The sequence below is a fragment of the Acrocarpospora phusangensis genome (assembly GCF_016862995.1).
Lineage (GTDB): Bacteria > Actinomycetota > Actinomycetes > Streptosporangiales > Streptosporangiaceae > Acrocarpospora > Acrocarpospora phusangensis.
Genome location: NZ_BOOA01000051.1, coordinates 1 through 26,001 on the forward strand (window position 1 = coordinate 1; position 26,001 = coordinate 26,001).

Annotated in this window: 17 protein-coding genes; 2 read left to right on the forward strand and 15 right to left on the reverse strand. The window is 69.2% G+C overall.

Translation table 11 applies throughout. The annotated features are described in order from the left end of the window. The 5 genes from Aph01nite_RS27125 to Aph01nite_RS27145 all read right to left on the reverse strand — a co-directional run. A partial coding sequence (locus tag Aph01nite_RS27125; RefSeq protein WP_239162002.1) for a condensation domain-containing protein occupies nt 1-1,303 on the reverse strand: 1,303 nt, incomplete at its 3' end. Continuing rightward, nucleotides 1,303-1,917, reverse strand: a complete 615-nt coding sequence (locus Aph01nite_RS27130; RefSeq protein ID WP_204043831.1) for a DUF6875 domain-containing protein — start codon at nt 1,915-1,917, stop codon at nt 1,303-1,305. The genes Aph01nite_RS27125 and Aph01nite_RS27130, both read right to left, overlap by 1 nt. Beyond that, nucleotides 1,914-3,197 carry an FAD-dependent oxidoreductase gene (locus tag Aph01nite_RS27135; RefSeq protein ID WP_239162003.1) on the reverse strand — a complete coding sequence of 428 codons (1,284 nt, stop codon included), beginning with the start codon at nt 3,195-3,197 and terminating at the stop codon, nt 1,914-1,916. Before Aph01nite_RS27135 ends, Aph01nite_RS27130 begins: the two co-directional genes overlap by 4 nt. After that, nucleotides 3,182-6,157 (reverse strand): non-ribosomal peptide synthetase, encoded by a 2,976-nt coding sequence (locus tag Aph01nite_RS27140; RefSeq protein WP_204043832.1) that lies wholly within the window; start codon nt 6,155-6,157, stop codon nt 3,182-3,184. Before Aph01nite_RS27140 ends, Aph01nite_RS27135 begins: the two co-directional genes overlap by 16 nt. Next, nucleotides 6,154-9,435, reverse strand: coding sequence for a non-ribosomal peptide synthetase (locus tag Aph01nite_RS27145; RefSeq protein WP_204043833.1), 3,282 nt, complete (start codon nt 9,433-9,435; stop codon nt 6,154-6,156). The genes Aph01nite_RS27140 and Aph01nite_RS27145 overlap by 4 nt, the downstream gene beginning before the upstream one ends. Before the next feature lie 231 nt (nt 9,436-9,666). Here Aph01nite_RS27145 and Aph01nite_RS41695 point away from each other — a divergent pair, with 231 nt between their 5' ends. Next, complete coding sequence (locus tag Aph01nite_RS41695; RefSeq protein WP_239162004.1) at nt 9,667-12,642, forward strand: class I adenylate-forming enzyme family protein; 2,976 nt, start codon at nt 9,667-9,669, stop codon at nt 12,640-12,642. On the opposite strand, the gene Aph01nite_RS27165 is transcribed toward Aph01nite_RS41695, so the two are convergent. The 8 genes from Aph01nite_RS27165 to Aph01nite_RS27200 form a co-directional block, all read right to left on the reverse strand. Continuing rightward, complete coding sequence (locus Aph01nite_RS27165; RefSeq protein WP_204043834.1) at nt 12,643-13,440, reverse strand: ABC transporter permease; 798 nt, start codon at nt 13,438-13,440, stop codon at nt 12,643-12,645. Beyond that, complete coding sequence (locus Aph01nite_RS27170) at nt 13,425-14,213, reverse strand: ABC transporter permease (RefSeq protein ID WP_204043835.1); 789 nt, start codon at nt 14,211-14,213, stop codon at nt 13,425-13,427. The genes Aph01nite_RS27165 and Aph01nite_RS27170 overlap by 16 nt, the downstream gene beginning before the upstream one ends. Nucleotides 14,214-14,215: 2 nt before the next feature. After that, nucleotides 14,216-15,160, reverse strand: coding sequence for an ABC transporter ATP-binding protein (locus tag Aph01nite_RS27175; RefSeq protein ID WP_239162005.1), 945 nt, complete (start codon nt 15,158-15,160; stop codon nt 14,216-14,218). Beyond that, a complete protein-coding gene (locus tag Aph01nite_RS27180) occupies nt 15,148-16,680 on the reverse strand; it encodes a glycoside hydrolase family 13 protein (protein WP_204043836.1) in 1,533 nt (510 codons plus the stop codon). Before Aph01nite_RS27180 ends, Aph01nite_RS27175 begins: the two co-directional genes overlap by 13 nt. A 43-nt stretch (nt 16,681-16,723) precedes the next feature. After that, complete coding sequence (locus Aph01nite_RS27185) at nt 16,724-17,698, reverse strand: carbohydrate ABC transporter permease (protein ID WP_204043837.1); 975 nt, start codon at nt 17,696-17,698, stop codon at nt 16,724-16,726. A 13-nt stretch (nt 17,699-17,711) separates the two neighbouring features. Continuing rightward, the gene (locus Aph01nite_RS27190) at nt 17,712-18,626 is read right to left on the reverse strand and encodes a carbohydrate ABC transporter permease (RefSeq protein ID WP_204043838.1); all 915 of its coding nucleotides are present in this window, start codon (nt 18,624-18,626) and stop codon (nt 17,712-17,714) included. Nucleotides 18,627-18,694: 68 nt separating this feature from the next. Further along, a complete protein-coding gene (locus Aph01nite_RS27195; RefSeq protein ID WP_204043839.1) occupies nt 18,695-20,074 on the reverse strand; it encodes an ABC transporter substrate-binding protein in 1,380 nt (459 codons plus the stop codon). A 302-nt stretch (nt 20,075-20,376) separates the two neighbouring features. Next, a complete protein-coding gene (locus tag Aph01nite_RS27200; protein WP_239162006.1) occupies nt 20,377-21,369 on the reverse strand; it encodes a LacI family DNA-binding transcriptional regulator in 993 nt (330 codons plus the stop codon). Between the two features lie 576 nt (nt 21,370-21,945). On the opposite strand from Aph01nite_RS27200, the gene Aph01nite_RS27205 reads away from it, so the two are divergent. After that, nucleotides 21,946-24,867, forward strand: a complete 2,922-nt coding sequence (locus Aph01nite_RS27205; protein WP_204043841.1) for a discoidin domain-containing protein — start codon at nt 21,946-21,948, stop codon at nt 24,865-24,867. 65 nt (nt 24,868-24,932) lie between these two features. On the opposite strand, the gene Aph01nite_RS27210 is transcribed toward Aph01nite_RS27205, so the two are convergent. Continuing rightward, nucleotides 24,933-25,364: an acyl-CoA thioesterase gene (locus Aph01nite_RS27210; protein ID WP_204043842.1), complete on the reverse strand. Its 432-nt coding sequence runs from the start codon at nt 25,362-25,364 to the stop codon at nt 24,933-24,935. Next, complete coding sequence (locus tag Aph01nite_RS27215) at nt 25,361-25,996, reverse strand: TetR/AcrR family transcriptional regulator (RefSeq protein WP_204043843.1); 636 nt, start codon at nt 25,994-25,996, stop codon at nt 25,361-25,363. Before Aph01nite_RS27215 ends, Aph01nite_RS27210 begins: the two co-directional genes overlap by 4 nt. Nucleotides 25,997-26,001 lie beyond the last annotated feature (5 nt).

Genomic DNA, 26,001 nt, shown 5'->3' on the forward strand with positions numbered 1-26,001 from the left:
TGGTGGGGATGGTGGCCAGGGGGATGTCCCAGACGCGGATGTCCGGGGTGGTTGTCAGCACTTCGAGGACACGGATCAGGTGGTGGGCGAAGCGGGTGACGGTGGGAGCGTCGAAGAGGTCGGTCGCGTAGTCGATGTGGAGGTGGGTGGCTTCGGCGATCACCGTCATGTCGAAGCGGGCGGGAGGTGCGGAGAGGGCCCAGGATTCGGCGGTGAGGCCGGGAGCGGGGTGGTGTACGCCTCCGGGCTCCCCGGTCACCAGCATGACCTGAAATATCGGGTTGAAGCTGAGATCCCTTCGGCCGCCGAGCATGTCGACGACGACGTCGAACGGCAGCGAACGGTGATCCAACCCCGACATGGTCGTCTCGCGGACCTGCGCCAGCACGTCGCCCAGTGTCGGATTGCCCGCCAGCCGCGTACGAAAGGCGAGCGTGTTCACGTAGAACCCGACCGACTGCTCCAGATCCGGATGATCGCGATCGGCGACCGGGGATCCGACGACGACATCGTCCACATCCGCCAGGCGGGCCAGCACCACTGCGAGCGCCGCCATCACCACCATGAACGGGGTGTGATCCGCCCGCCGGATGCCCTCCGCGACCTTCTGCGGCAACGGCACCGAACATCGATCCCCGCGATGCGTCGCCCGGCTCGGCCGTACCCGATCGGTCGGTAAGGGAAGGAAACCGGGCGCGCCGTCGAGTTCTCGCCGCCAGTAGTCGGCGGCCGACGTGTCCCTGCGCCCCGACGCCCACACCGCGTAATCGGGGAACTGGACCTTCACCTCCGGGAGGACCTCACCGCGGTAGAGCGCGTAGACCTCCCCGAAGATCACCCCCACGGTCTCGCCGTCCGAGATCAGATGGTGCAGGCAGAGCACGAACACGTGCTCATCCACCCCTGTCTCCACCAGCAACGCCCTGATCAGCGGCCCCGTCGCGAGATCGAACCCGCGTCCCAGAAACTCGGCGACCGCCTCGTGAGCCGGGCCGATGACGTAGTCCAGGACGACCTCGACGTGGGCATGGACTATCTGGGTGGCGCGGCCGTTCTCTTCGGTGAAAGACGTGCGGAGGGCTTCGTGGCGGTTGACGACTTCGGTGAGAGCCGCAGCAAGCGCCTTGGGGTCGAGAGGGCCGGTCAGGCGGTGGGCGGCCCAGCAAAGGTAGGTGTCGTCGGCGGTCCGGGAGAGGAACCAGAGGCGTTCTTGAGCGGATGTGAGCGGAATCGCGGCATCCGGGGAGCGCCGAGGAATCGTCGTGCGGGCGACTCGGGCCATACGAGCCCGCAAGCCGCCCATCAGGTGATCACCACATCGCGCAGATGCGCGGGGACATGGTCACCGAAAAGCGCGCGATAGGCCCGCACATGCTCCGGATCATCGGCCAGAAAGGGCAGGTCGGTGGCGACCATGTGGCGGATGACCAGCATCGGTACCGGGCTCGCGAGCGGCCGCAGGTCCGGGTTCCAGAGCCCCGGCTTGTCCGGCGGCCCGTCATGGAACTCCCCGATCATGAGCCCGTCCTGGACATACCGATCTTTGAGCCGCCTCTGGGCCGCGTCGATCAGATCCAACTCCCCGTACGCGTCCGGGAACACGATCAGGATCGTCGTGTGCAGCGCGTCCGGCTCCTCCCGCGGAGCCAGCTGAATGAACCACGCCCGGTACGGTTCGACCGCCTTCACCACCTCATCCACCGACCTGAGCGCACCCGTCCGCAAAGCCAGATGGAATCGCCGGCGATCGATCGAGGACTGCGCGTACGGGCAGACCGGCCCGCGCCGGCCGAGGTCCGGGTGCGGGTTACAGAGATACTCGCGGGCCCAGCCGGCGGCCGCGCGGAGATGGCGGTGCTCGCCGACCTCGGTGATGTCGTAAAGGCGGAGCGCGGAGTCGCCGGGATTGATGATCACTGCACGTGCCTCCTGCGTTTCCATGCCGCCAGGACGGCTGCACCGGCGACCAGGCCGGCGAGCCCGGCACGCAGGACCAGCCGGTCCTGGGCTCGGGCGCGGTCGAGCGCGTCGCCGTACGGCATGGCGGTGTGGCTGATCATGGTGTAGAGGGGGCGCCAGTGGCCGGGGAAGGCCCGGCTGAGCAGGGTGTCGAGCCGTTTTCTGGCGCGGTGGAGGGGGGAACGCAGGCGGTCGCGCAGTTCCAGGAAGTTGTCCTCGGACAGGTCGGCGAGGACGTCGGTGTGCGGCTTTCTGGCCCGCTGGTAGGCGGCGAAGGCGGCGGCGCGGTCGGCGGGGTGGTCGGCCAGGCAGCCGTCGAGGACGACGCAGTCCTCGAAGGCGGAGTTCATGCCTTGTCCGTAGAAGGGGTACACGGCATGGCAGGCGTCGCCGATCAGGACGACCCGGTCGGCGTGGTGCCAATGCGAGGTCCGTACGGAGACGAGGTGCCCGACCGGGTTCGCGGCGAACTGTGCGGAGACGTAGGGGATCGCGGCGGAAGGGAAGTTCCTCCGGAAGAAGCCGGCCACGTCGGAAAGTGCGGCCAGCTCCGCGTACGGCATGAAGAGGGTGCAGGTGAGGGAGCCGTCCACGTTCGGGTGGGCGACCATGAGGCCGCGTTCGCCGGGCCAGACGTGGAGGGCTTCCAGACGGTCGGTCGTCGGAAGGTGGAGCTCCTTGTAGCCCCAGTCGAGGAAGTCCTGCCGGAAGTCGGCGGGCAGGCCGCGGTGGGTCTCCTGGCGCACGGTGGAGAACGCGCCGTCGGCGCCGACGATGTAGTCGGGGGTGACGCGGCCGTGGCCGGTGACGGTGAGGGCGGGAACGTCACGTTCGATGCCGGTGCAGGGAGCGTCGAAGTGGAAGCGCACGCCGGGGGCGGCCTGTTCGACGAGGACGCGGGCGAGGGTGTCGCGGCGGATCGAGTAGAGGATCTCGGTGGGGTCCTGGCCATACGGCTGGAAGAAGGGTTCGCCGTCGCGGGGGTGCACGTATCGGCCGCGCATGGGGACGGTATGCGGGCGCACGTCCTCCCAGAGCCCGGCCAGGCGTAAGGCCCGGATCCCGCGGGCGGACAGGCCGAGGTTGATCGATCGTCCTTCGCCCGCGCTGCCCCGGCGGGGGTCGCCGCGGCGTTCGAAGACCTCGACGCGGTGCCCGCGTTTGGCCAGATAGATCGCCATCAGGGAACCGGCGAGGCCGGCGCCGACGATGGCGACGTGGTTCAGCTGGTCGGGCACCGCTCCGCCTCCTCCAGGATGGCCTCGACGGCCAGGGCGAACTCGGCGACCGTGCGCCGGGTGAACAGCGTGCGCACGGGGACGGCCAGGTCGGCGGCGTGGCGGATGCGGGCGATGACGCGGGTGGCGAGCAGGGAGTGGCCGCCGAGGGTGAAGAAGTCGTCCCCGGCGCCGACCCGGTCGAGGCCGAGCACGTCCGCCCAGATCTCCGCGACCAGTTCCTCCGCTTCGGATCGTGGCGGAATGTACGCCCCCGCGGATGTGGCCGGCGCGGGCAGGGCGGCGCGGTCCAGCTTTCCGTTCGCGGTCAGGGGGAAGCCGTCGACGTTCACCCAGTGGGTGGGGAGCAGATGCGGAGGAAGCGCCATAGAAACGTGCCGCCGCAGGTCGTCGTGGTCGGCGGTGCCGTCGACATAAGCGATGAGATCCCCGTCTCGTACGGTGACGACCGCTTGGCGAACTCCGGGGTGCGTCGCGAGGCAGGATTGGATCTCGCCTGGTTCGACCCGGAAGCCTCGGACCTTCACCTGGTCGTCGAGCCGCCCGAGGAATTCGAGCTGCCCGTCACGAAGCCAGCGGACTCGGTCACCGGTCCGGTAGAGGCGCGACCCTGGTTGTCCCTCGGGGTCGGGGACGAAACGCTCGGCCGTCAGTCGTGGTTGTCCGAGGTATCCGCGTGCGACCCCGATGCCGCCGATGAGCAGTTCGCCCGCCACGCCGACCGGGACCAGTTCCCCGTACTCGTCGGTCACGTGCACGGTCGTCTCCCCGATCGGACGGCCGATCGGCGGATTGCCCGGTCCGTCCAGGTCCGCCGCCGTCGCGACCACCGTCGTCTCGGTCGGGCCGTACGTGTTGACCAGCCGCACCCGATCCCCGAACCGCTGCCGCCAGGTCCGTACGGCGTCCGCCGCGACCTGCTCGCCGCCCAGGATTACCAGCCGCAATCCGTCCGGCCAGGCCAGGCCGTCGAGATCGCGTACCAGTTCGTGCCAGTACGCCGTCGGCAGGTCGAGCACCGTGACCTGCCGGCCTTCGGGCGTACGCAGGAAGTCGGGGAAGCTCCGCCCGCCGTCCGGCACCATGACGACCGTGGCCCCCGCCGCCAGGGCCGGGAAGATCTCCTCCACGTGCGCGTCGAAGCTCAACGCCGCGAACTGCGCCACCCGATCCCCGGGTTTCAGCCCGTACGCGTCCGCCATCCACCGCACCCGCGCGGCCACACTCCGCCGCTCGACCACGACGCCCTTGGGCGTTCCCGTCGATCCGGAGGTGTAGATCACGTAGGCCGGGTGGCTCTCGCGTATCCACATATCAGGCGGATCCACCGCTGAGGTGAGCCGCTCGACCTCGGATGCATCCGAGATGATCAGGCTCGCTTCGCTGTCGGACAGGAGATGGTCGACCCGCTCCGCCGGATATTCCGGATCTATCGCCAGGTAGGCGGCGCCCGTTCGCCAGATGGCGAGCAACGTCGCCACCAGGTCAATCGACCGGCCGAGCCGCACCCCGACGACCTGACTGGGACCGATGCCGCGGGCGAGAAGAACGGCGGCCAGCTCATCGATCCTGCGCGCGAGACCTCGGTATGTCAGTCGCCGACCGGCGCACTCGATCGCAACGGAGTCCGGTGCGCCGCCCAGCACGACGACCTCGTCGACAGCACCGGTCTCAGCGGCCTGATCTCCTGCCCAGGAGGCGAGAAGGGCGCGTTCGGCCGGCGGGAGGAGAGGGAGACGGCTGATCTTCGTGTCCGGTTGGGTGGATATGCCGGACAGGAGCGTGAGGAAGCGCGTGGCGAGGTCGGCGATGGTTTCGGGGTCGAAGAGGTCGGTGTCGTAGGTGAAGGTGAGGCCGGTCAGGGTCGGGCCTTGGTAGATGTCGAGGGACAGGTCGGTCTTGGCGGTGGCGAGACCCGAGTCGAAGATCTCCACGGTCAGGTCGGCAAGGCGGGGGCGCTCCGACTGCGTCCGCATATACATGAACATGGCCTGAAAAGGCGCACCGAATGGCAGTTCGCCCTGGTCGTAGGCGCGTAGGCAGGTATTGCGAGTGATCCGCAGCAGGTCACGGAAGAGGATGTCTCCGGAAATTTCGGTCCTGAGCATGATCAGCCCGGTGAAGTAGCCGATCAGTCGTTCCGTGTCGACGCGGCCACGGGCGATGATCGGCGTGGCGATGGTGACGTCGCGCTGACCGCAGTGCCGGGCCAGAAGAATCTGGAAGGCCGCGAGGAAGACCATGAAAACGGTCGCCCGTTCGGCCCTGGCCAATGATTCGAGCGTTTTGACCAGGTCAGGCGGAATCTCCCGATGAACCTGCGCTCCCCGAGCCGAACGCGTGGCCGGCCGGGGGCGGTCCGTAGGAAGCTCCAGCGGCGGAGCATCTTCGAGAACCCCCGTCCAGTACGCCGTGCGGGTGGCGGTGGCTTCGTCACGCGAACGGCGTACATGATCGGCGTATCGGATCGGGAGTGGCGGCAGGGGCGACGGCCGCCCCTCGATGAACGCTTCGTAGAGGTCGGCCAGTTCGCGGAGCAGGACGTCGACCGACCAGCCGTCCGCCACGATGTGGTGCATGACCAGGCACAGAACATGGTCATCCTGGGCGATCCGGAACAGCGCGAAACGCGCGACAGGCCCGTTCGCGAGATCGAAAGGCTCGTTGGCCAGCCCGGCCACCCACTCCCGAACTTCCTCAAGCGACGCTTCGCGATGTTCGAGCGGAATGCCCTCCTGCACGACCACACAGACCGGAGAACCGTCCTCTTCGGCGAAACGGCTCCGCAGCACGTCATGGCGATCCACGATCTCGACCAGCGCCCGGCGCAGCGCCGCCGCGTCAAGGGGCCCGTGGATTCGAAGGGCGATCGGCATGTTGTACGAGGCGTCGCCCGGATCGAGCCGATGCAGAAACCAGAGCCGCTCCTGGCCCGGAGTCAGCGGCCCCGCCGGGGTCATGTGCGGTCCCCCCGTTCACCGATCGCGGCGGCGATTCCAGTGATCGTCGGGGTGTCGAAGAACGTGTAGAACGGCACGTCCACGTCGAAGCGGTCACGGATCCTTGCGGCGATCTGGGCAATGGTGAGCGAGTGCCCACCCAGGTCGAAAAGGCTCTCCTCCGGACCGATGCCCTCCATGCCGAACACGTCCGCCCAGATCTCAGCCACCGCTTCGAGCGGTGACTCACTCGCGGAGACCGCGGCGGCGGGCTCGTCATGCCGGGGCAGGGCGGCACGGTCAAGCTTGCCGTTCGGCGTGAGCGGCATGCTGCCGAGCTCGACGAACGCGGCGGGCACCATGTAGGCAGGCACCTGCCGGGCAAGATGACGACGCAGGTCAGGCCCCCCACCCACTGTGTACGCGATCAGCTCCTCGTCCTGGACGACGACCGCGGCCTCCTTCACGTGGGCCAGCAGGCACGCCTCGATCTCGCCGAGCTCGATCCGGTGGCCACGAAGTTTGACCTGATTGTCGGTACGCCCAAGGAACTCCAGCCCGTCACCGCGCAACCGAACCCGATCCCCCGTCCGGTACATGCGCACCGGCTCGGAACGGAAACGCTCGGCGGTCAGCTCGGGACGATTCAGGTAACCGCGGGCGAGTCCGGCTCCCGCGATGTAGAGCTCACCAGGGATGCCCGCAGGCACGGGGTCCAGGTCGTCATCCAGGACGAACACCTGGGTGTTGGCGATCGGACGACCAATCCGCACATGCTCCGGATTGAGCGGAATCTCGGCCAGGGTCGACCAGATCGTGGTCTCCGTCGGGCCATACATGTTGAGCAAGCGGCCGACGCGGGGCCGCAGCCGCGCCGCCAGCGGCAGAGGAAGGGCTTCTCCGCCGGTCAGCACGGTTCCATCGAACCGGAATCCCGCATCCAGGAGCATCCGCCAGGTGGACGGGGTCGCCTGCACATGCGTGACCGCGTGACGTCCGGCCAACCGCGTCAACGCGTCACCGTCAGCGGTCTCGCCCTCCCCGGCGATGACGACCGACCCGCCGGTGACCAGCGGCAGCCAGAGTTCAAGCGCGGAAATATCGAACGACCACGACGTCACCGCAAGCCAGACATCCCCCGATCCGGCCCGCAACTCATCCCGCATCGACAGCAGGAGGTTAACCAGCGCCCGATGCTCGATCTCCACCCCTTTCGGCCGCCCAGTGGACCCGGAGGTGTAGATCACGTACGCAAGCACCCCAGCCGAACCACGCTCGGCCGAACCCGAACCCGAACCCGAACCCTGTGCGGAAGTCGATTCGTCGTCTGGAACATCGGCGAGAGGGACTACCGTCGCGCCCGCCAACCAGGTACCCGGATCCGCGAGTAGGACCTTGGCCCCGGAGTCGGCGAGGATGTAGTCGAGCCGCTCAGCCGGATATGCCGGATCAAGCGGCAGATAAGCGGCTCCCGCCTTCCAGCAGGCCAGCACCCCGGCCACCATCCGCTCCGACCTACCGGCGGCCAGCGCGACCAGATCGCCCGCCTCAACCCCGGCATCCCGGAGCCGCCCCGCCAGCCGCCCCGCCAACCGATCCAGGTCGACATAGCTCAGCCGCACATCCCCGCTGACCACAGCCACCGCGTCCGGCGTGGCCGCAACCTGCTCCAGAAATAGCTCCAGAGCCCCTACCTGCGGATACTCCACAACCGCGCCAGTCATAGCCGACACCGATCCACCCGCGACCGCACTCGCCGTAGCGACCATGGCCGCACCCGCCATGGCCGACGGTGGGCCACCCACGACCGCACCCTCCAGTGCCAGCGCCGAGCCACTCTCGACCGCACTCACGACGGCTAGCTTCGAGACATCCTCGACCGCACCCTCCACAGTCGGCGCCGAGCCACCCACGACCCCACCCGCTATGGCCGACGCCGAGCTACCCACGACCTCAGCCACGATGGCCGACTTCGAGCCACCCTCGACCGCAGGCACGATGGCGAACGCCGAGCCTCCCGCCACCCCGCCTCCCACGGCGAGGTTCACCGGTGCCGAGCCACCCACGACCGCTTCCGTGAACGACTCACCCGCTAGCCGGTCGCTCAACACCAGCTCGCGGACCCTTATGTCAGGATTTTTCGTGATCTGCGTAAGGATGGATTGCCAGTGGGACGCGATTCGTTCCACGTCGGTTCGGGCGATCGACCCGGGGGCGAACTGCAACATGACGCCCAGCCCGTCGGGCCCGTCCACCAGGTGGATCCGCAACGCGTTCCGGGCGGTGTGGTTGAAAAGCACCCAGTCCACGGTCGTCCCGGGCGGGGGCGCGATCCGGCGGCGATAGGTCAGCGATACGGGCGCGAGCGACACCCCGGGCCGGACTCCGGAGACCGCCCTGCTCAGGGGAACTTCGCGGACCTGGTAAAGCTCTCGCAGGCCCGCGCGTACAGACCGGGCGAACTCCGCGAAGCCCATCTCACGCGCAGGCTCGGAGGCGAAGGGCAACTCGTTCACGTACACGCCGATGCGGCCACGCGCCTCCGCAGGCCGTACGCCGAGATCCAGGGCGGTCACCGGCCGGTGGTTGCCGTAGCGGCGCAACAGCGCGTGCACGCTCGCGACGACCGTCTCGAACCTGGTCACGCCAAGACGCGCGGCGGCGTTCTCCAGCACCGACGAGGGCAGCCGGAACTCGACAGCATCGCCGGGCTGAACCTCCTGGCCGGACCGCTCGAAGCCGGGCAGCACGACCTCGTCGGGTTCCGCCCACCGCCCCGACCAGTACGCCCGCGCCGCCGGAGTCCCGGCCGCGATCCGCGCCGCCTCGACCTCGGGATGCTCCCCCGGCCCGAGCTCAGCCAGCTCGGGCGCGAACCCCGCCGTCTCCGCCCGGTAACACGCCGCCAGATCGGCGACGAAGATGTCGGTGGACTGCCCGTCGAAGGCCAGGTGGTGCACGATGACGAGCAGCCGCCCGTCCTCCAGCAGGCTGAACCGCGCCAGCGGCCCTTTCTCCAGGTCGAACGGCCGGAGAATCTCCGTACGAGGGTCTGAACCGAGTTCGACGCGGACCGGAGCGCCTTCGACCAGGTACGGAACCCCGTCCGACTGCCGGACCGCCGCCCGGAGCAGCGGATGCCGGTCGACCATGCGCGCGCACGCGCGGCCGAGGGCCGGCACGTCGACAGGACCGGCGAACCGGACCGCGAACGGCATGTGGTGTACCGCTCCCAGGTCGCTGAGCTGCTCGTTGAACCAGATGCCGCGCTGCGGTACCGAGATCCGAACGTGTTCCATTGAACCGCCCCAACGATCGCTTATTTCGTGAGTATGACTAGAAATTGCATCCGTTTGCTAGATACTTGTGATGATTCGTTCGGAGTGGTTTACTCCGAGGGATCATCGACGGCTGCGGAGAGGCGGGACGATGACCGTCACACTCCCCGGACTGCTCCGGGCCCGGGCTGGTGAGCAACCCTCAAGAACGGCTCTGATCTGCGACGACAGTGTGAAGTTGAGCTTCGGGGAGTGGGACGAGCAGGCCGACGCCACCGCGTCCGCGCTACTCGGCCGGGGACTCGCGCCCGGGACCGGGTCGGCCTGCTGTTCGAGAACGACCGCTGGGCTGAGTACGCGGTCGCGTTCCTGGGCGTGCTCCGGGCCGGCGGAGTGGCGGTCCCGCTCCCAGCGCGGCAGTCCGAGGCCACCCTCCGCCTGATGATCGACGACTGCCAGGCCCGCTGGGTCCTGGACCAAGCGCTCCACGACACCCGCCGGACTCGGGCCGATGATCCGGACGTCCAAGATCCACAGATTGATCCGGGACGACCCAAGGCTGATCCCGGAGCCGACTCGACGGCAGGACCGAGAGTGGAGCCGGACAACGAGAAGAAGCCCACCCTCAATCCGGACGATCCCGCACAGATCCTCTACACGTCCGGGACGACCGGACGGCCGAAGGGCGTCGCGGCCAGTCACGCGAACCTGGCGTTCGGGCATCGGCCGCATCCCGCCCACCGGATGTTGTCGCATTCGGAGTATTTCCTGCACGCGTTCCCGATCGGGACGAACGCCGCGCAGATGATGCTCGTCAACACGCTCGTCGCGCACCCCACCGCGCTCGTCGCGTCCGTCTTCGACGCCGAACGTTTCTGCGCCGCGATCGCGGAGCGCAGGGTCGGCACGGTGTTCGTGGTCCCCTCGATGGCCGCCGACCTGCTCAGTTCGGAGGCGTGGCGGCGACACGACCTGTCGTCGGTGCTCCTGCTCAGCTCGTCGGCCGACGCGCTCCCCCCGCACGTGGCGAGCGCGCTCCCGCGGGCCTTTCCCAAGGCCACGATCGTGAACTTCTACACCTCCACGGAGGCCGTACCCGCCCAGACCACCATGATCGTCGATCCGGCGCGCCCGCACTCGGTGGGCCGGGCGACCGAGTCCGGCGATCTCCGGATCGTCGGCGAGGACGGGGAACCGGCCGCGACCGGGGAGGCCGGCGAGGTCTGGTTACGGGCTCCCGCCGCGCAGCGCTCCTACTACGGGGACCCCCAGGCGAGCGCGCGCGTGTTCCAGCGGGGCTGGACGCGCATGGGCGATCTCGGCTACCTCGACCGGGACGGATACCTCTACCTGGTCGGACGCGACTCCGACGTGATCAAGTCGGGAGGCCTGAAGGTCTCCGCGCCGCAGGTGGAGGCGGCGCTGCGGGAACATCCCGCGGTGGCCGAGGCCGCCGTGCTCGGCGTGCCGCACCCGGTGATGGGCGCGATGGTCGCCGCCGCCGTCGTGGCACGCGACCCGGTGAGCGCCGACGAGCTCAGGACCTTCCTGCACCAGCGCCTCGCCCGCAACGAGATCCCCACCCGGTACGCCTTCGTCGACCGCCTCCCCAGAAACGACCTGGGCAAGGTCGTCAAAGGCGAGCTGCGGGAGCTGTTCACCGCTCCGCGGAGCACCGGCGGACGGCCGCTGGAAACCCCGGAGCAGCACGCCCTGGCCCGGCTGTGGAGCGCGGTGCTCGGCCTGCCGGTGACGAGCCCGGACGACGACTTCTTCGCGCTGGGCGGCGACTCGCTCAAAGCCGCTCAACTCGCCACAAGGGCGGCGGTGGAGTTCGGCGTGGACGTGCCCGGCACCCTCGCCTTCGACCACCCGGTCTTGTCCGCACAGGCCGTCCAGGTAGCCGCGGAACGCCCAGCGCGGAGCCCGGTTGATCCGGAGACTGCTCCGGCGGAGGGGGCGCTGTCCGGGGTCCAGGAGCATTGGTGGCGCTGGATGCACGCCACCGCCGAGACCCGGCACATGCCGCCCGTGCACGTCGCCGTGGAGATCGACGGCGACCTCGACGCGGACCTCCTGGATCGCTGCCTGACCGAGCTCACCATCAGGCACGAGGCCCTGCGCACCGTCTTCCGGGACGGCCGTGCCGTCGTCATGCCGGAATCCGGCGTACGCCTCACCCTGCACGAAGCACGTGACGCTCAAGAAGCCGGTGACCTGGCCGCCGAGTTGGTCCGTGCGCCCTTCGACATCCGCCGGGGACCCCTGCTCCGCGCCGCCCTGATCCGCCTCCGCCGTGGGCGTACGGGTGGCGCGGCAGAACCCGCCGCCGGTGGTGGCCGTTTTCGGGATTGCGGCCCCACCGGCGGCGTGAGTTCCGCCGTCCTCGTCCTGGCGGCCCACCACATGGTCTTCGACGGGTGGTCGGCCGGGGTGCTCCTGCGCGAACTGGGCGTGCTCTATTCCGCCTTCGCGCATGACGCCCCTTCCCCCCTGCCGACTCCGTCCCCGTACGCCGACTTCGTCGCCTTCGAGCACCGCGAATGGCACCGGACCCGCGACCACTGGACGGCCACCCTGGCGGGCGCCCCGCGTACGCTCCCGGACCTTCCCGGCCGCGCCCCCGACGTGACCAGGTGCGCCGCCATCGCCCACGAGTTCCCCGTCGATCCCGTACGGGACCTGGCCGTCCGCCGCAACGCGACCCCCGCCATGGTCCTGGCCGCCGCCTGGGCCGTCACGCTGGGCGCCTGGGCGGGCTCCCCCGAGGTCGTCCTGGCCACTCCCGTCACCGGCCGTTCCCGTCCCGAGTTCGACGCCACGGTCGGCTGCCTGTTCCGCTGGAACCTCCTGCGCGTCCCCGTCGCCGGCGACGTCATCGCCCACGTACGGCAGGCCGCCCTCACCGCGGGCGAGCACCAGTTCCACAACTTCGCCCGCCTGCACGACCTGGTGCCCTACCCGGCGTACTTCCGTTTCGAGAGCTGGGGCCGCCCCGCCCACCTCCCCGGGCTGCCGTCCCGGGAGTTCGCCGTCCCCGCCGGCCCGATCATGGAATGGCGGCTGGCCGACGACGACCCCGACACCCATCCGCCCGAACTGCTCGTCACCGAGCACCCCGACGGCTCCCTGACCGGCTCGATGATCTACAACAGGCACGCCTACCGCACGCCGGACATGAGCCGGCTCGCCACCGCCTTCACCGAGACGATCACCCGGCTGACCTGATCAGGCGGTCAGCAGGCGCCGCCACCTGCGGCGGGCCAGCAGGAAGCAGACCAGGCCCACCGCGGCCAGATACCCGGCGTTCCCCAGCAGCCCCGGCCCCACCTGGCCGAGCGCGGGCCCGCGCACCAGCTCGATGGCGTGATAGAGCGGCAGCGCCCGCACCACGGCCGCCACCGGCTCGGGATAGACCGTCACCGGATAGAAGGTGGTGGCGAACAGGAACATCGGCAGCATGACCAGCTGCATGTACTGGAAATCACTCCATCCGCGCACATACCCGGCGGTGAGGAAGCCCGCCGCGCCGAACGTGAACGCGATGAGCAGCCCTGCGGGCACGGCCAGCAGCACCCAGGGCGAGGTCACCAGGCCGAGGGCGGTGACCACGGCCAGGAAGCCGAGCCCGGTGATGAGGCCGCGCAGCATGCCCCAGGCGATCTCCCCCAGCACCAGGCCGGAGACCGTGATCGGCGTCACGGCCAGCGAATGGTAGAACCGGTCGAAGGCGAACTTCGCGTACGCGGTCTGGGTGGTCTCCTCCAGCGCGCTGTTCATCACCGCCGTGGCCAGCAGCGCCGGCGCGACGAACGCCGCGTACGGAACCTCCACCCCCGGCACCTCCCCCACCAGCCCGCCGATGCCCACCCCGATCGCCAGCAGGTAGAGGATCGGCTCGAAGACCGAGAACAGCGCCATCGTCCACGGGCTGCCGCCCTTGTGCACCCAGAGGTTGCGCAGCACCACCAGGTGGGCGCCGCCGGCCGGCGGGAGCGCGATGCGGTCGTTCATGCGTGCAGACACCGCCGGAAGGTCACGCGCGCGACCAGGACCCCGGCCACGCAGCAGAGGGTCAGATAGCCGGCGTGGAGCAGGCTCGTGCCGGGCGTCGCCGTGCCCAGCGCCAGCGCCCGGCACAGGTCCACGCCGTGCCAGAGCGGCAGCGCGTACGCGACCGCGCGCAGCGGCCCCGGCAGCTGGGTGACCGAGAAGAAGGTCCCCGAGAACAGGTACATGGGCATGACCACGAACCGGAACACGGTGTTGAGCTGCGGGAAGTCGGACACGGTGACCGCCCAGGCGGCCAGCGGTGCGGCGAACGCCAGCCCGGTCAGGGTGGCCGCGAGCGTCACCGCCAGGGCCACGCCGACGCTGCCGGTCAGCCCGAACAGCGCCATCACCACGACGAAGGCCGCCGCGCTGAGCATGAGCCGGAGCGTGATGAACATCAGGTGCCCGGCCAGGATGTGCCCCGGTTCGAGTGGAGTCGCCGCGGCCGTCGAGTAGATCCGCTCCCGCCGCAGCGCGCTGTTGACCTTGAACCCGGCCTCCACGAAGGCGTTCTGCAGCGTGGCCGCGGCCAGCAGCCCCGGCGCGAAGAACGCCAGGTACGACGCCCCTTCCACGGTGCCCTCGACCAGGGTGCCGAGCCCGGCCCCGATCGCCAGCAGGAACAGGATCGGGTTGGCGACGCTCACCACGATCGTGCCCCGCCAGGTCCGCCGGTAGCGCACCAGCCAGTACGCCAGCGCCCGGAACGCCATCCCCGCCCCACCCCCCGAATCCCGAAATTTCATGCTCAGTCCGTGAGGGAGCGGCCGGTGAGCCGCAGGAACACGTCCTCCAGGCCGGTACGCCTCACCAGGGCCGTGAGCGGCCGTACGCCCGCCTCGGTGGCCTGGGCCAGAGCCTGCTCGCCGTCGTCGGCGTACCAGAGCAGCCGGTCGGGCAGGACCTCGACCTGGTCGCCGAGCTTCCTGCCGACCTCCTCGTGCTCGCCCGGCGGGAAGCGCAGTTCCAGCACCTCCCGCGTGACGTGCCGTTCGATCAGCTCCCGCGGCGAGCCCTCGTCCGCGATCAGCCCCTTGTCCATCACGACCAGCCGGTCGCAGAGCTGCTCGGCCTCGTCCATGTAGTGCGTGGTGAGGATGAGGGTGACGCCGTCCTGCTTGAGCCGGAAGAGCCGGTCCCACAGCACGTGCCTGGCCTGCGGGTCGAGCCCGGTGGTGGGCTCGTCCAGCAGCAGGATCTCCGGCTCGTTGATGAGCGCCCGCGCGATGGTGAGCCGCCGCCGCATGCCCCCGGACAGGTGCTCCACCCGTTCGCCCGCCTTGTCCTCCAGCCGGGCGAACTCCAGCAGCTCCCCCGCCCTGGCCCGTACGGCCCGGCGGGACAGGCCGAAGTACAGCCCGTACACCAGGAGGTTCTCCTCGACGGTGAGCTGGGTGTCGAGGGAGTCGTCCTGGGGCACGACGCCGAGCCTGGCCCGGACCCGGCGGCCGTCGGCGACCGGGTCCAGGCCGAGGATGCGCAGCGTCCCCGCGGTGGGCGCGGACACCCCGGCGAGCATGCGCATGGTGGAGGATTTCCCCGCTCCGTTCGGGCCCAGGAAGCCGAAGGCCTCACCCCGGTGGACCTGGAAGTCCACCCCGGCCACGGCGCGGAACGCGGTGCCCTTGCGGTCCCTGGCCGGATAGGTCTTCTCCAGGCCGGCGGCTTCGATGAGCGCGTTCAGGACAGCCACACCGCTGTGTCGGACGGCAGCTCGTCGCCTTCCAGCGGGCCGCTGGCGAGCAGGACGGTCTCGTGGGGCGGGAGCCGTACCGGGTCGGAACCGAGGTTGACGACGCAGGTCACACCGGAGTCGCGGGTGAAGGCGAGCACCTCGGGGGCGGAGTCGAGCCAGGTCAGGGTGCCGTCGCCGAGGTGTTCGCGGCGCAGGGCGAGCGCGTTGCGGTAGAGGGTGAGCATGGAGCCGAGGTCCTGGGACTGGGCTTCGGCGGTGAGCTTGTTCCACGCCTCCGGCTGGGGCAGCCACGGCTCGCCGGTGCCGAACCCGAACGGCGGCTCGCCGCCGGACCAGGGCAGCGGCACGCGGCAGCCGTCGCGGCCGGGCACGGTGTGGCCGGAACGGTGGTAGATCGGGTCCTGGCGCAGCTCGTCGGGGATGTCGTCCACCTCGGGCAGGCCCAGTTCCTCGCCCTGGTAAATGTAGACGCCGCCGGGCAGCGCCATCGCCAGCAGCGCGGCCGCGCGCGAGCGCCGGTAGCCCAGCTCCAGGTCGGAGGGCACGCCGTCGCGGCGGGCGCCGTGGTCCCAGGAGGTGTCCTCGCGGCCGTAGCGGGTGACCACCCGGGCCACGTCGTGGTTGGAGAGCACCCAGGTGGGCGGCGCGCCGAGCGGGATGTGGGTCTCCATCGTCTCCTCGATGGAGCGGCGCAGCGCGGCCGGGTCCCACGGGCAGGCCAGGAAGTCGAAGTTGAAGGCGGTGTGCATCTCGTCGGGGCGCAGGTAGCGGGCGAACCGCTCCTGGTCGGGGAACCAGACCTCGCCGATGAAGATGCGCTCGTCGTACTCCTCGGCGACGCGGCGCCAGCTGCGGTAGACGTCGTGCACGCCCGGCTGGTCGGTGTAGCCGTCGGGGTCGCCGCCGTCGAAGTCCTTCACGAGTACGGCGGCCGAGTCGATCCGGATGCCGTCCACGCCCCGGTCGAACCAGAAGCGCAGCACGTCGTGGAACTCCTGGTGCACCTCCGGGTTGGTCCAGTTGAAGTCCGGCTGCTCCGGGGCGAACAGGTGCAGGTACCACTGCCCGTCGGGCACCTGCGACCAGGCGGGGCCGCCGAAGATGGACTTCCAGTCGCCGGGCTCGTCCTGGAACCAGAACCGGTTCCTCGCCGCGGATCCCGGACCGGCCGCCAGCGCCTCCTGGAACCACGCGCTCCGGTCGGAGCTGTGGTTGGGCACCACGTCGATGATGACCTTGATGCCCAGCTCGTGGGCCTCCTGGATGAACTTCTCCGCCTCCTCCAGGGTGCCGAAGGACGGCTCGATGTCCCGGTAGTCGGCGACGTCGTAGCCGCCGTCCGCCATCGGGGAGGGGTACCAGGGGGTGAGCCAGACGGCGTTGACACCGAGGTCGGCGAGATACGGCAGGCGACTCCGCAGACCGGCGAGGTCGCCGATGCCGTCGCCGTTGCCGTCGGCGAAGCTGCGCGGGTAGACCTGGTAAATCGCGGCCCCCCGCCACCACGTTTCGGGCATGCTGGAAACAACTCCTTAAGGGTTGGGAATGCGGTCGGGTGGTTCAGCCCTTGAGGCTGCCCGCCGTGAGACCGGCCATGATGCTGCGCTGGAAGATGAGAAAGACCACGATCGCCGGGACACTCGCGATGAAGAGCGCGGCAATCAGGACATTCTGCGGCATTTGGGCCGAAAGTGAGGAAATGCCGACACTGATCGACATCTTCTCGCTATCCGGCAGCACCAGGAGCGGCCACACGAAGTCCTTCCAGACGTTGACCACGGCGAGGATGGAGACCACGCCGATGATCGGCCGGGACACCGGCAGGACGACCGACCACAGGATCCGCAGCGGCGAGGCCCCGTCGATCTGGGCCGCCTCCAGCAGTTCGCGTGGAATCGAGTCGAAGAATCGTTTGAGCAGGAAGATGAAGAACCCGTTGGCCACCGCCGGCAGCCAGATGGCCCACGGCGTGTTCAGCAGATTCCACCCCAGGATGGGCAGGTCCTTGACCGTCAGGTAGGCCGGCAGCAGGATCACCGTCGGCGGGATCATCAGCGTGGACAGCATCAGCGCCAGCACGAGCTTGCCCAGCACCGGCCGCAGCTTGGACAGCGCGTAGGCCGCCGCCACGTCGAAGGCCAGCGTGAACAGCCACGCCCCGGCCGCGTAGAGCAGGGTGTTCCGCAGGAACAGCCCCAGATCCAGCAGATCCCACGCCTCCGCCCAGACCCCCCAGTTCAGCGTCTCGGGGAAGAACGTGGGCGGCACCTGGGCCAGCTCCTCGGGCGACTTCATCGCGCCGGTGAACATCCAGTAGAGCGGGAACACGAACGCCGCCGTGAAGGTGACGAGCACGAAGCTCATCACCACCCAGTAGATGATCTTTCCCCGGGTGGTGGTCAGCGTGTGCGGCGAGACCAGGCCGCGGAACTGGGGGCCCTCCCGCCTCCGGCGGGGCCGGCGCGTCCGCTGCGGGGTCGGCGCGGACGTGACCGGCCGCGTCGTGGCGCGGTCCCGCACAGTGCTGTACGACATGCGCCCCTCCTCTCTAGGTCCGGTCCCGCGAGACACGCAGGTAGACGGCGGAGAACACGATCAGCACCAGCATGAGCATCAGGCCCAGCGCGCCGCCGCCACCCCAGTTCCCGAAGCTGAACGCGTACTGGTACATGAGGTACGCGACGGTGACGGTGCCGTTCTCCGGCCCGCCGCCGGTCAACAGGAACGGCTCGATGAAGACCTGCATGGTGGCCACGATCTGCAGCAGCAGCATCACCAGCAGGATGAGCTTGGTCTGCGGGATGGTCACGTGCCAGACCCGCTTGAACAGGCCGGCGCCGTCCAGCTCCGCGGCCTCGTAGAGCTCGCTCGGGATGCTCTGCAGCGCGGCCAGGTAGATCAGCGTGCCGGTGCCCAGGTTCATCCAGGTGGAGACGATCACCAGCGAGAGCAGCGCGGTGTCGGTGGAGTCCAGCCAGGCCAGCGGGCCCAGGCCGAACACGTCCAGCGCCTGGTTGAACAGGCCGGCGCCCGGGTCGTAGAACCACTTGAACAGCAGCACGGCCACCGCCGGCGGGAGCATCACCGGAAGGTAGACCACCAGGCGCAGGTACGACCGCGCGTGCCGCAGCTCGTTCAGCACGATCGCGAACACGAACGGCACCAGGTAACCGAAGACGAGCGCGAGCAGGGTGAACATCGCGGTGTTCGCCCAGGCGGACACGAACGCCGAGTCGTCGATGACCGTCGCGAAGTTCTCGAAGCCCACCCACTCCGGCGGGTCGATGAAGTTCGTCTTCTGGAAACTCAGAATGAACTCCCGGATCATCGGATACCAGGAGAAGAAGGCGAAGCAGATCAGTGCCCCGCTGAGAAACCCGTAGGCCGTCAGGTTCCGGCTGACCGAGCGCCGTGTCGCCCCGGGGGACCGCCGCCGCGATCCCTTCACGGTCATTGTGCTCATCGGATGGCTCCCGATCTCCAAGTGAGTGTCGGGGGCCGGCCACGAACGGCCGGCCCCCGGTTGTCAGGTCAGCCCGCTGCCAGCAGCTTGTTGACCTTCGACTCGGCGTCGGCGAGGAGCTCGTCGACGTTCGCGTCCTCGCGGGTCAGGACCGCCGACATCGCGGTGTCGAGGATGGCGTAGATCTCCTGGGCCTTCGGCGGCTCCAGCTTGAACTGCACCGTCTTGGCGGCCTCGACGTACGGGGCGAAGTGGGCGACCGGGACGTTGGCGAACTGCTCGCGCTGGGCGTTGATCTCCGTGCCGGGGGCGGCGGGGCCGTACAGGTCGGTGGTGGGCAGGCCCACCGGGGTGCCGTCCTTGGCCGCGCGCTCGTAGTTGAACTGGCCCTGGCCGGGGGTCAGGAAGCGGAAGTCCAGCCAGAGCAGGCCGGCCTTGATCTGCTCGGGGGTGGCCTTCGGGTTGAACATGTAGCCGTCGCCGCCGCTCAGGGAGGCGGTGGACTCGGGCAGCGCGGTGACGCCGTAGTCCTCGAACTTGCCCTTGAAGTCGTTGTTGACGGCCTGCACCACGTCCGGGGCGCCGATCATCATGCCGAGCTTGCCCGCGCCCATCATCCGCATCAGGTCTTCCCAGCGGTGGAGCTGCTTGGTGCCCATGCTGTTGTCGGTCCAGCGCATGGTCTTCAGGTTCTCCAGCACGGCCTTGCCCTGCGGGCTGTTGAACGCCGCGGTCTTGCCGTCGGCGCTCACCACGTCGCCGCCGCGGCCGTAGATGGAGGACGTGAAGTGCCAGCCGCCGGTGTTGCCGGCGCTGTACTCGCCGTAGCCGACGTAGCCGGCGCCGAGCGCGCTGATCTTCTTGGCGGCGTCCTGGACCTCGGCCCAGGTCTTGGGCGGCATGTCCGGGTTGAGGCCGGCCTGGGTGAAGAGCTTGCGGTTGTAGACCAGGCCGGTGCCGTAGTTGGTGCGCGGGATGCCGTACACCTTCTCGCCGTCCTTGAAGATGCTCATGACGTCCTGGCGGAGCTCGCCGACCTTCGGCACCTCGCTCAGGTACTGGCTGATGTCAGCCGCCTGACCCGCCTGAATGATCTTCCGTACGTCCGTGTAGTAGACGTAGAACAGGTCCTCCATCTCGCCGCCGGCGAGCTTGGCCTGGAAGGTCTCCGGGACGATGCAGGGGAACGCGTCCTTGCTCTCGATCGTGATGTGCGGGTACTGCGCCTGGAACGCCGTGACGTCGGCGTCCCACTGAGCGCGCTCCTTGGGGTTCGTCTTCGGCGGCTGGCAGCCGACGCTGATCGTCACCGGAGCGGCGGCGGCGGGGGCGGCCGAACCGGAGGCGGCCTGGGTGGGGGCAGCGGCCGGCTCCTCGGCGCCACACGCCGCGGCGGCCAGGACGAGTCCGGCCGCGGCGAACACTGTCGCGATCTTTCGGGATTGCATGAATGTTTCCCTCCTGCCGTGGGTCGCCCACGACATCGTGAGAACACCAGTTCGGTGGTGGTGCCGTGTGAACGAGCCCCCGAGGTCCCGCTCGATGTAGTTGGGGTTACGAGATTGATTCGTTTACCAGTTGCGAGAAACATACAGAGACGGACAATGCCTAGCAAGAGGCCGTCACGCATGATGCAAAAAAGTGACAGGTGTCTGGACCCGGCGGAGAACCCGCAGGTCGGGCGGGCATACGAAAAGAGCCCGCGTCGCCGGAGGCGACGCGGGCTCGGGGTTGGGGAGGGGTCCGGGGGTTACACGAGGGCCCTGACCTTCGCCGGGGCGGTGGAGCCGCGGACCACGAGTTCGGGTTCGTAGAGCAGTTCCTCGGCGGTGACCACGGCGCCGTCGATCTGGTTGACCAGGAGGGTGACGGCCGCCCTGCCGATCGCCTCGATCGGCTGGCGCACGGTGGTCAGCGGCGGGTTGGTGCAGTTCATGAAGTTCGAGTCGTCGAAGCCGACCACGGAGATGTCCTCGGGCACCGACATGCCCAGCCGCCGGACCGCTCTTATGGCGCCGAGGGCGAGCGGGTCGCTGGCGCAGATGATGCCGGTGACGCCGCTGCGGATCAGCCGGTTGGTCACCGCCTGGCCGCCCTCCAGCGAGAACATCGCGTGCTCGACCGAGATCTGGTCGATCCCCGCGGCCTCGGCGGCCAGCCGCAGCGCGGCCAGCTTGCGCCGGGACGGGATGTGGTCCTCGGGGCCGAGCACCAGGCCCAGGTGCTCGTGGCCGAGCGAGACCAGGTGGCCGAAGGCCTGCTCCACGGCGACCGCGTCGTCGGTGGAGACGCGCGGGAACTCCAGGTTGTCGCTGGCCGCGTTGACCAGCACCACCGGCAGGCCCAGGGCGAGCAGCCGGTAGTAGTGCTCGTGCGGGGCGTCGGCCTCGGCGAAGTGCCCGCCGGCGAACACGACTCCGGAGACCTGCTGCTCCAGCAGCATCTCCACGTAGTCGGCCTCGGACAGGCCGCCGGCGGTGCGGGTGCACAGCACCGGCGTGAAGCCGCGCTGGGCGAGCGCGCCGCCGACGATCTCGGCGAGCGCGGGAAAGATCGGGTTGCCCAGCTCGGGCAGCACCAGGCCGACCAGGCGGGCGCGCTCGCCCCGCAGCTGGGTCGGGCGCTCGTAGCCGAGAACGTCCAGGGCGGTCAGCACCGCGGCCCGGGTCGCGTCGGAGACCCCGGGTTTGCCGTTGAGAACCCGGCTCACGGTGGCCTCGCTGACCCCGACTTTCTTCGCCACTTCAGCAAGTCGACGTGTCACAGCGCAAATCATACGCCAGATTCACGCAACCCGCTTGCGTTCCAGCGACGAGATCTGCCGAGGAGAGCGTTTTCCATCGCACGGCCGGGACCGGGCTGGAGTGAAGACGGTCCAGCTAGTCCCGAATATTCACGTATTTGCGCGGAAATTCAGGGGTTTGCGAGGTGCCGGGGCTCGATCAGCCGTGGGAGGGGTTCCACGGCGCGAGATCGACCGGTTTCGTCCCGCAAACGTGCCGCAACTCGCACAGAACGCCGAAGTTTCCCCAGCTCAACGCCTTGACAAAAGGGCAATCCAGGAGCAAGGAGGGGCGTGGAGGGTGGATGGGACGTCCGACCAGCAAAGACGTACTTGTTACCGCACACATCCGGGATGTTCTTTTGCGAAACCCAGTAGAAATATTGCGGACTTCTGTTCGCCATCCTATGGTGTGCTCAACTCGATGCCTCCGATCGCAGGCCGACCGGTGGCGTCAAACACCCCCCGCCGGTTCGCGTCATCAGAAGCGTCCCTGGTCACGTGGCACGCCCGGCTCTGCTGAGGAAGGGTCCGCCGATGATGACATCGGGCCATCCCCCCACCGACGGCGCCTCACGCGCCAGGACGACCCGCAAGATGTCCGCCATCGTGGCCTCCGTGGCGCTGACCCTGACCGCCGGCGCGGTCGCGGTCCCGCTGCTGTCCACCAGCGCGAGCGCGGCCACCTCCACGATCGGCCCCTTCGACGTGCCAGGACGCGGCGCGACGGTTCCGTTCATCGAGTTCGAAGCCGAGGCCGCCGCCACCAACGGCACGGTCATCGGCCCCAACCGCATCTACGGCACGCTGCCCTCCGAGGCCTCCGGCCGCCGCGCGGTCACCCTCGACTCCGCCGGCGAGTACGTCGAGTTCACCCTGACCCAGCCCGCCAACGCGATGACCGTGCGCTACAGCATCCCGGACGCGAACGGCGGCACCGGCCAGACCATCAACGCCGACATCAGGGTCAACGGCACGAAACTCAAGGACCTCTCCCTGACCAGCAAGTACGGCTGGTACTACGGCGGCTACCCGTTCAACAACAACCCGGGCGACACCAACCCGCACCACTTCTACGACGAGACCCACACCCTGCTCGGCAGCACGTACCCGATCGGCACCAAGATCCGGGTGCAGACCGCGTCCGGCACGCCGGTCACCGTGGACCTGGCCGACTTCGAGGTGGCCCCCGGCGCGATCGGCCGGCCCGCCAACTCGCTCTCGGTGGCGGACTTCGGCGCGGTGCCGAACAACGCGGGCACCGACAACACGGCCGCCTTCCAGGCCGCCGTCGACGCCGGCCGGGCGCAGGGCCGCGAGGTGTACGTCCCCGCCGGAACCTGGACGCTCTGGGACCACGTGGTCGTGGACGGCGTGACCCTGCGCGGCGCCGGGCCGTGGCACACCACGCTCACCGGCCGCCACCCCACCCAGCGCAACCGCGCGGTCGGCATCTACGGCAAGTACGTGGCCGGCGGCGGCTACCAGGGCGGCATCCGGCCGCACGAGGCCGGCGGCCCGAGCCGCAACGTGACCGTCCGCGACCTGGCCGTCCACGGCGAGATGCAGGAGCGCGAGGACAACGACCAGGTGAACGCCTTCGGCGGCGCGATGAGCAACTCGGTCATCGACAACGTCTTCATGGAGAACACCAAGGTCGGGGCCTGGATGGACGGCCCGATGGACAACTTCACCATCAGGAACAGCCGGATCGTGGACCAGATCGCGGACGGCGTGAACTTCCACACCGGCGTGACGAACTCCACGGTGACCAACACCTTCGTCCGCAACACCGGCGACGACGGCCTGGCCATGTGGCCGGACCGGATGGCGAACGTCAACAACTCCTTCACCTTCAACACGGTGGTCTCGCCGATCCTGGCCAACAACATCGTCACGTACGGCGGCAGGGACATAAGGATCACCGACAACGTGGTCACGGACACGGTCACCAACGGCGGCGGCATCCACATCGCCAACCGCTACCCCGGCGTCAACTCCGGCCAGGGCACCGCGGTCGCGGGCACCCACACGGTCTCCCGCAACACCCTGATCCGGGCCGGGAACAACGACTTCAACTGGCGCTTCGGCGTCGGCGCGATCTGGTTCTCCGGCCTCAACGAGCCGGTCAACGCCACCATCAACATCACCGACACCGACATCCTGGACAGTTCGTACGCCGCGATCCACTTCATCGAGGGCTCCACAAGCACGGTCAACTTCCGGAACGTCAACATCGTCGGCGTCGGCACGTACGTGATGCAGGCGCAGTCCGGGGCGAACACCACCTTCCAGAACGTGGACGCCTCCTACATCGGCGCGGGCACCCCGATCCACAACTGTGTGGGGACCTCGTTCAGCCCGGTGGACCTGGGCGGCAACTCCGGGTGGAACATCCCGAACAACACCACCTGTAGCGGGGTCTGGCCGCAGCCGAACTACATCTACCCGGGTGGCGGCGGCCCGACCCAGTCCCCTCCGCCGAACTCGCCGTCCCCGTCTCCGTCGCCCTCACCTTCACCTTCTCCGTCGCCGCCACAGTGCAACGTCGGCACCGGGGACCTGGCCCGCGGCAAGACGGTCACCGCCACCAGCCAGAACCTGGGCTTCGTGCCGGCCAACGCGGTGGACGGCAACGCCGACACCTACTGGGAGAGCGCCAACAACGCCTTCCCGCAGAGCATCACCGTGGACCTGTGCGGCAACGCGAACGTGCAGCGGGTGGTGCTGAAGCTGCCGCCGCCGGCGGCCTGGAACACCAGAACCCAGACCCTCTCGGTCCAGGGCTCGACCAACGGCTCCTCGTTCAGCACGCTGGCGGCCTCAGCGGGCCAGGTCTTCAACCCGGCCACGGGCAACACCGTGACGATCAACTTCGCCACGGCGAACGTGCGCTACGTCCGGATCAACGTGACCGGCAACACCGGCTGGCCGGCCGCCCAGCTGTCCGCCTTCGAGGTGTACGGCACCGCCGCGAGCCCGAGCCCGTCCCCGTCCCCCTCTCCGTCACCCTCGCCGTCCCCGTCACCCTCGCCTCCGGCGGGGAACCTCACCCTGGGCCGCCCGATGACGGCGAGCAGCTTCACCGACGTCTACCCCGGCTCCAACACCAACGACGGCAACGCCGGCACCTACTGGGAGAGCGCCAACAACGCCTTCCCGCAGACGCTGACCGTGGACTTCGGCCAGAACCGCACGGTGAGCCGGGTCGTGCTGAAGCTGCCGCCGCCGGCGGCCTGGGCCACCCGTACCCAGACGCTCTCCGTGCAGTGCTCCACCGACAACAACATCTACAACGTGGTCTCCGCCTCCCAGGGCCGGGTCTTCAACCCCGCCACGGGCAACACGGTGACGATCACGTTCCCGCAGGCCACCTGCCGCTACCTGCGGCTGCACGTCACGGGTAACACCGGCTGGCCGGCCGCCCAGCTGTCGGAATTCGAGGCGTACGCCTCGTGACAGACCGGTGCCCGGGAGGAGGGAGGACGCCCCTCCTCCCGGGCGCCGCAATCATCTCACCGGCGCTATTTCAGCAGGACAGCGCAGGCGTCACGGACGTCGGCCCCGATCGGGGCGGGCCGCAGGGTGGCCGGGTCGATCTTGACCTGGACCCGGCGGCCTTCGGCGTGGATCACGCTGCGGTCGGCGGAGAGCACGCGGAAGCCGTACACCAGGCTGGTGGTGCCGACGCGGTCCAGCCAGAAGTGCACGCCGATCGGGCCGACCGCGGCGATGGGGACGTGGTAGGTGATGGCGAACTCGCGGACCACGAAGAAGATGTCGGCGAAGTGCGGCGTGGCGGGGTCGAACGGCCAGCCGCGCTCGGACCAGTAGGCGGCCAGGGCGCGTTCGAGCAGCAGCACGTAGCGGCCGTTGTGGAGGACGCCCATCGCGTCCAGGTCGTCGAAGTGGATCAGCACGTTCTCGATGTGGCCGGGCTCGACTGCCGTCGTCATGGGGAGGTCTCCGGGAGGACGCTGGGATCTGTGGCGAGGAAGCGCAGCCGGTCCAGCACGGCCTGGCGCGCGAACCGGAAGCTGGGCTCCTTGCGGAGCACCAGCGTGTGGGTGATCACCGCGGCGCCGAGCGCCTGGATCTCGAAGGCGAGCTGGGCGGCGTCGGTGCCCGGCCGCAGCTCGCCCATCTCGACGGCCCGCGTGGCGAGGTCGCCGAGCAGGGTCACCCAGTCCTGCTTGGCGGCGGCGATGGCGTCCCTGACCGGACCCGGGTGGTCGTCCACCTCGGGTTCGACGGCCGCGAAGAAGCAGCCGCCGGGCAGCACCCGCCGCTCGTAGAAGTCCATCCGATTGGCGTGTACGGCCCAGAGCCGCCGGACCCCGCGCGGCTCGCGCAGGGCAGGCCGGACGATCTCCTCGATCCACTGGTTCCTGGCGTGCTCGACCATGTCCAGCTGGAGCCGCTGCTTATCCGGCCAATGACTGAAAAGTCCGGACTTGCTGACGCCGAGGCTCTGGGCGAGCCTTGCCAGCGACAGGCCCTCCAGACCTTCCACGGAGGCCAGAGCCACCGCGCTGCCGAGCACCGCCTGCCGGGTCCGCTCACCCCGCGCCAACCGTCCGTCGATCACGCGGC

What these genes read in the sequence shown, in the direction of transcription:
- Aph01nite_RS27140 (WP_204043832.1), bottom strand. Translation starts at nt 6,157, where the DNA reads ATGACCCCGGCGGGGCCGCTGACTCCGGGCCAGGAGCGGCTCTGGTTT.
- Aph01nite_RS27145 (WP_204043833.1), bottom strand. Translation starts at nt 9,435, where the DNA reads ATGGAACACGTTCGGATCTCGGTACCGCAGCGCGGCATCTGGTTCAAC.
- Aph01nite_RS27170 (WP_204043835.1), bottom strand. Translation starts at nt 14,213, where the DNA reads ATGAAATTTCGGGATTCGGGGGGTGGGGCGGGGATGGCGTTCCGGGCG.
- Aph01nite_RS27180 (WP_204043836.1), bottom strand. Translation starts at nt 16,680, where the DNA reads ATGCCCGAAACGTGGTGGCGGGGGGCCGCGATTTACCAGGTCTACCCG.
- Aph01nite_RS27185 (WP_204043837.1), bottom strand. Translation starts at nt 17,698, where the DNA reads ATGTCGTACAGCACTGTGCGGGACCGCGCCACGACGCGGCCGGTCACG.
- Aph01nite_RS27190 (WP_204043838.1), bottom strand. Translation starts at nt 18,626, where the DNA reads ATGAGCACAATGACCGTGAAGGGATCGCGGCGGCGGTCCCCCGGGGCG.
- Aph01nite_RS27195 (WP_204043839.1), bottom strand. Translation starts at nt 20,074, where the DNA reads ATGCAATCCCGAAAGATCGCGACAGTGTTCGCCGCGGCCGGACTCGTC.
- Aph01nite_RS27205 (WP_204043841.1), top strand. Translation starts at nt 21,946, where the DNA reads ATGATGACATCGGGCCATCCCCCCACCGACGGCGCCTCACGCGCCAGG.
- Aph01nite_RS27210 (WP_204043842.1), bottom strand. Translation starts at nt 25,364, where the DNA reads ATGACGACGGCAGTCGAGCCCGGCCACATCGAGAACGTGCTGATCCAC.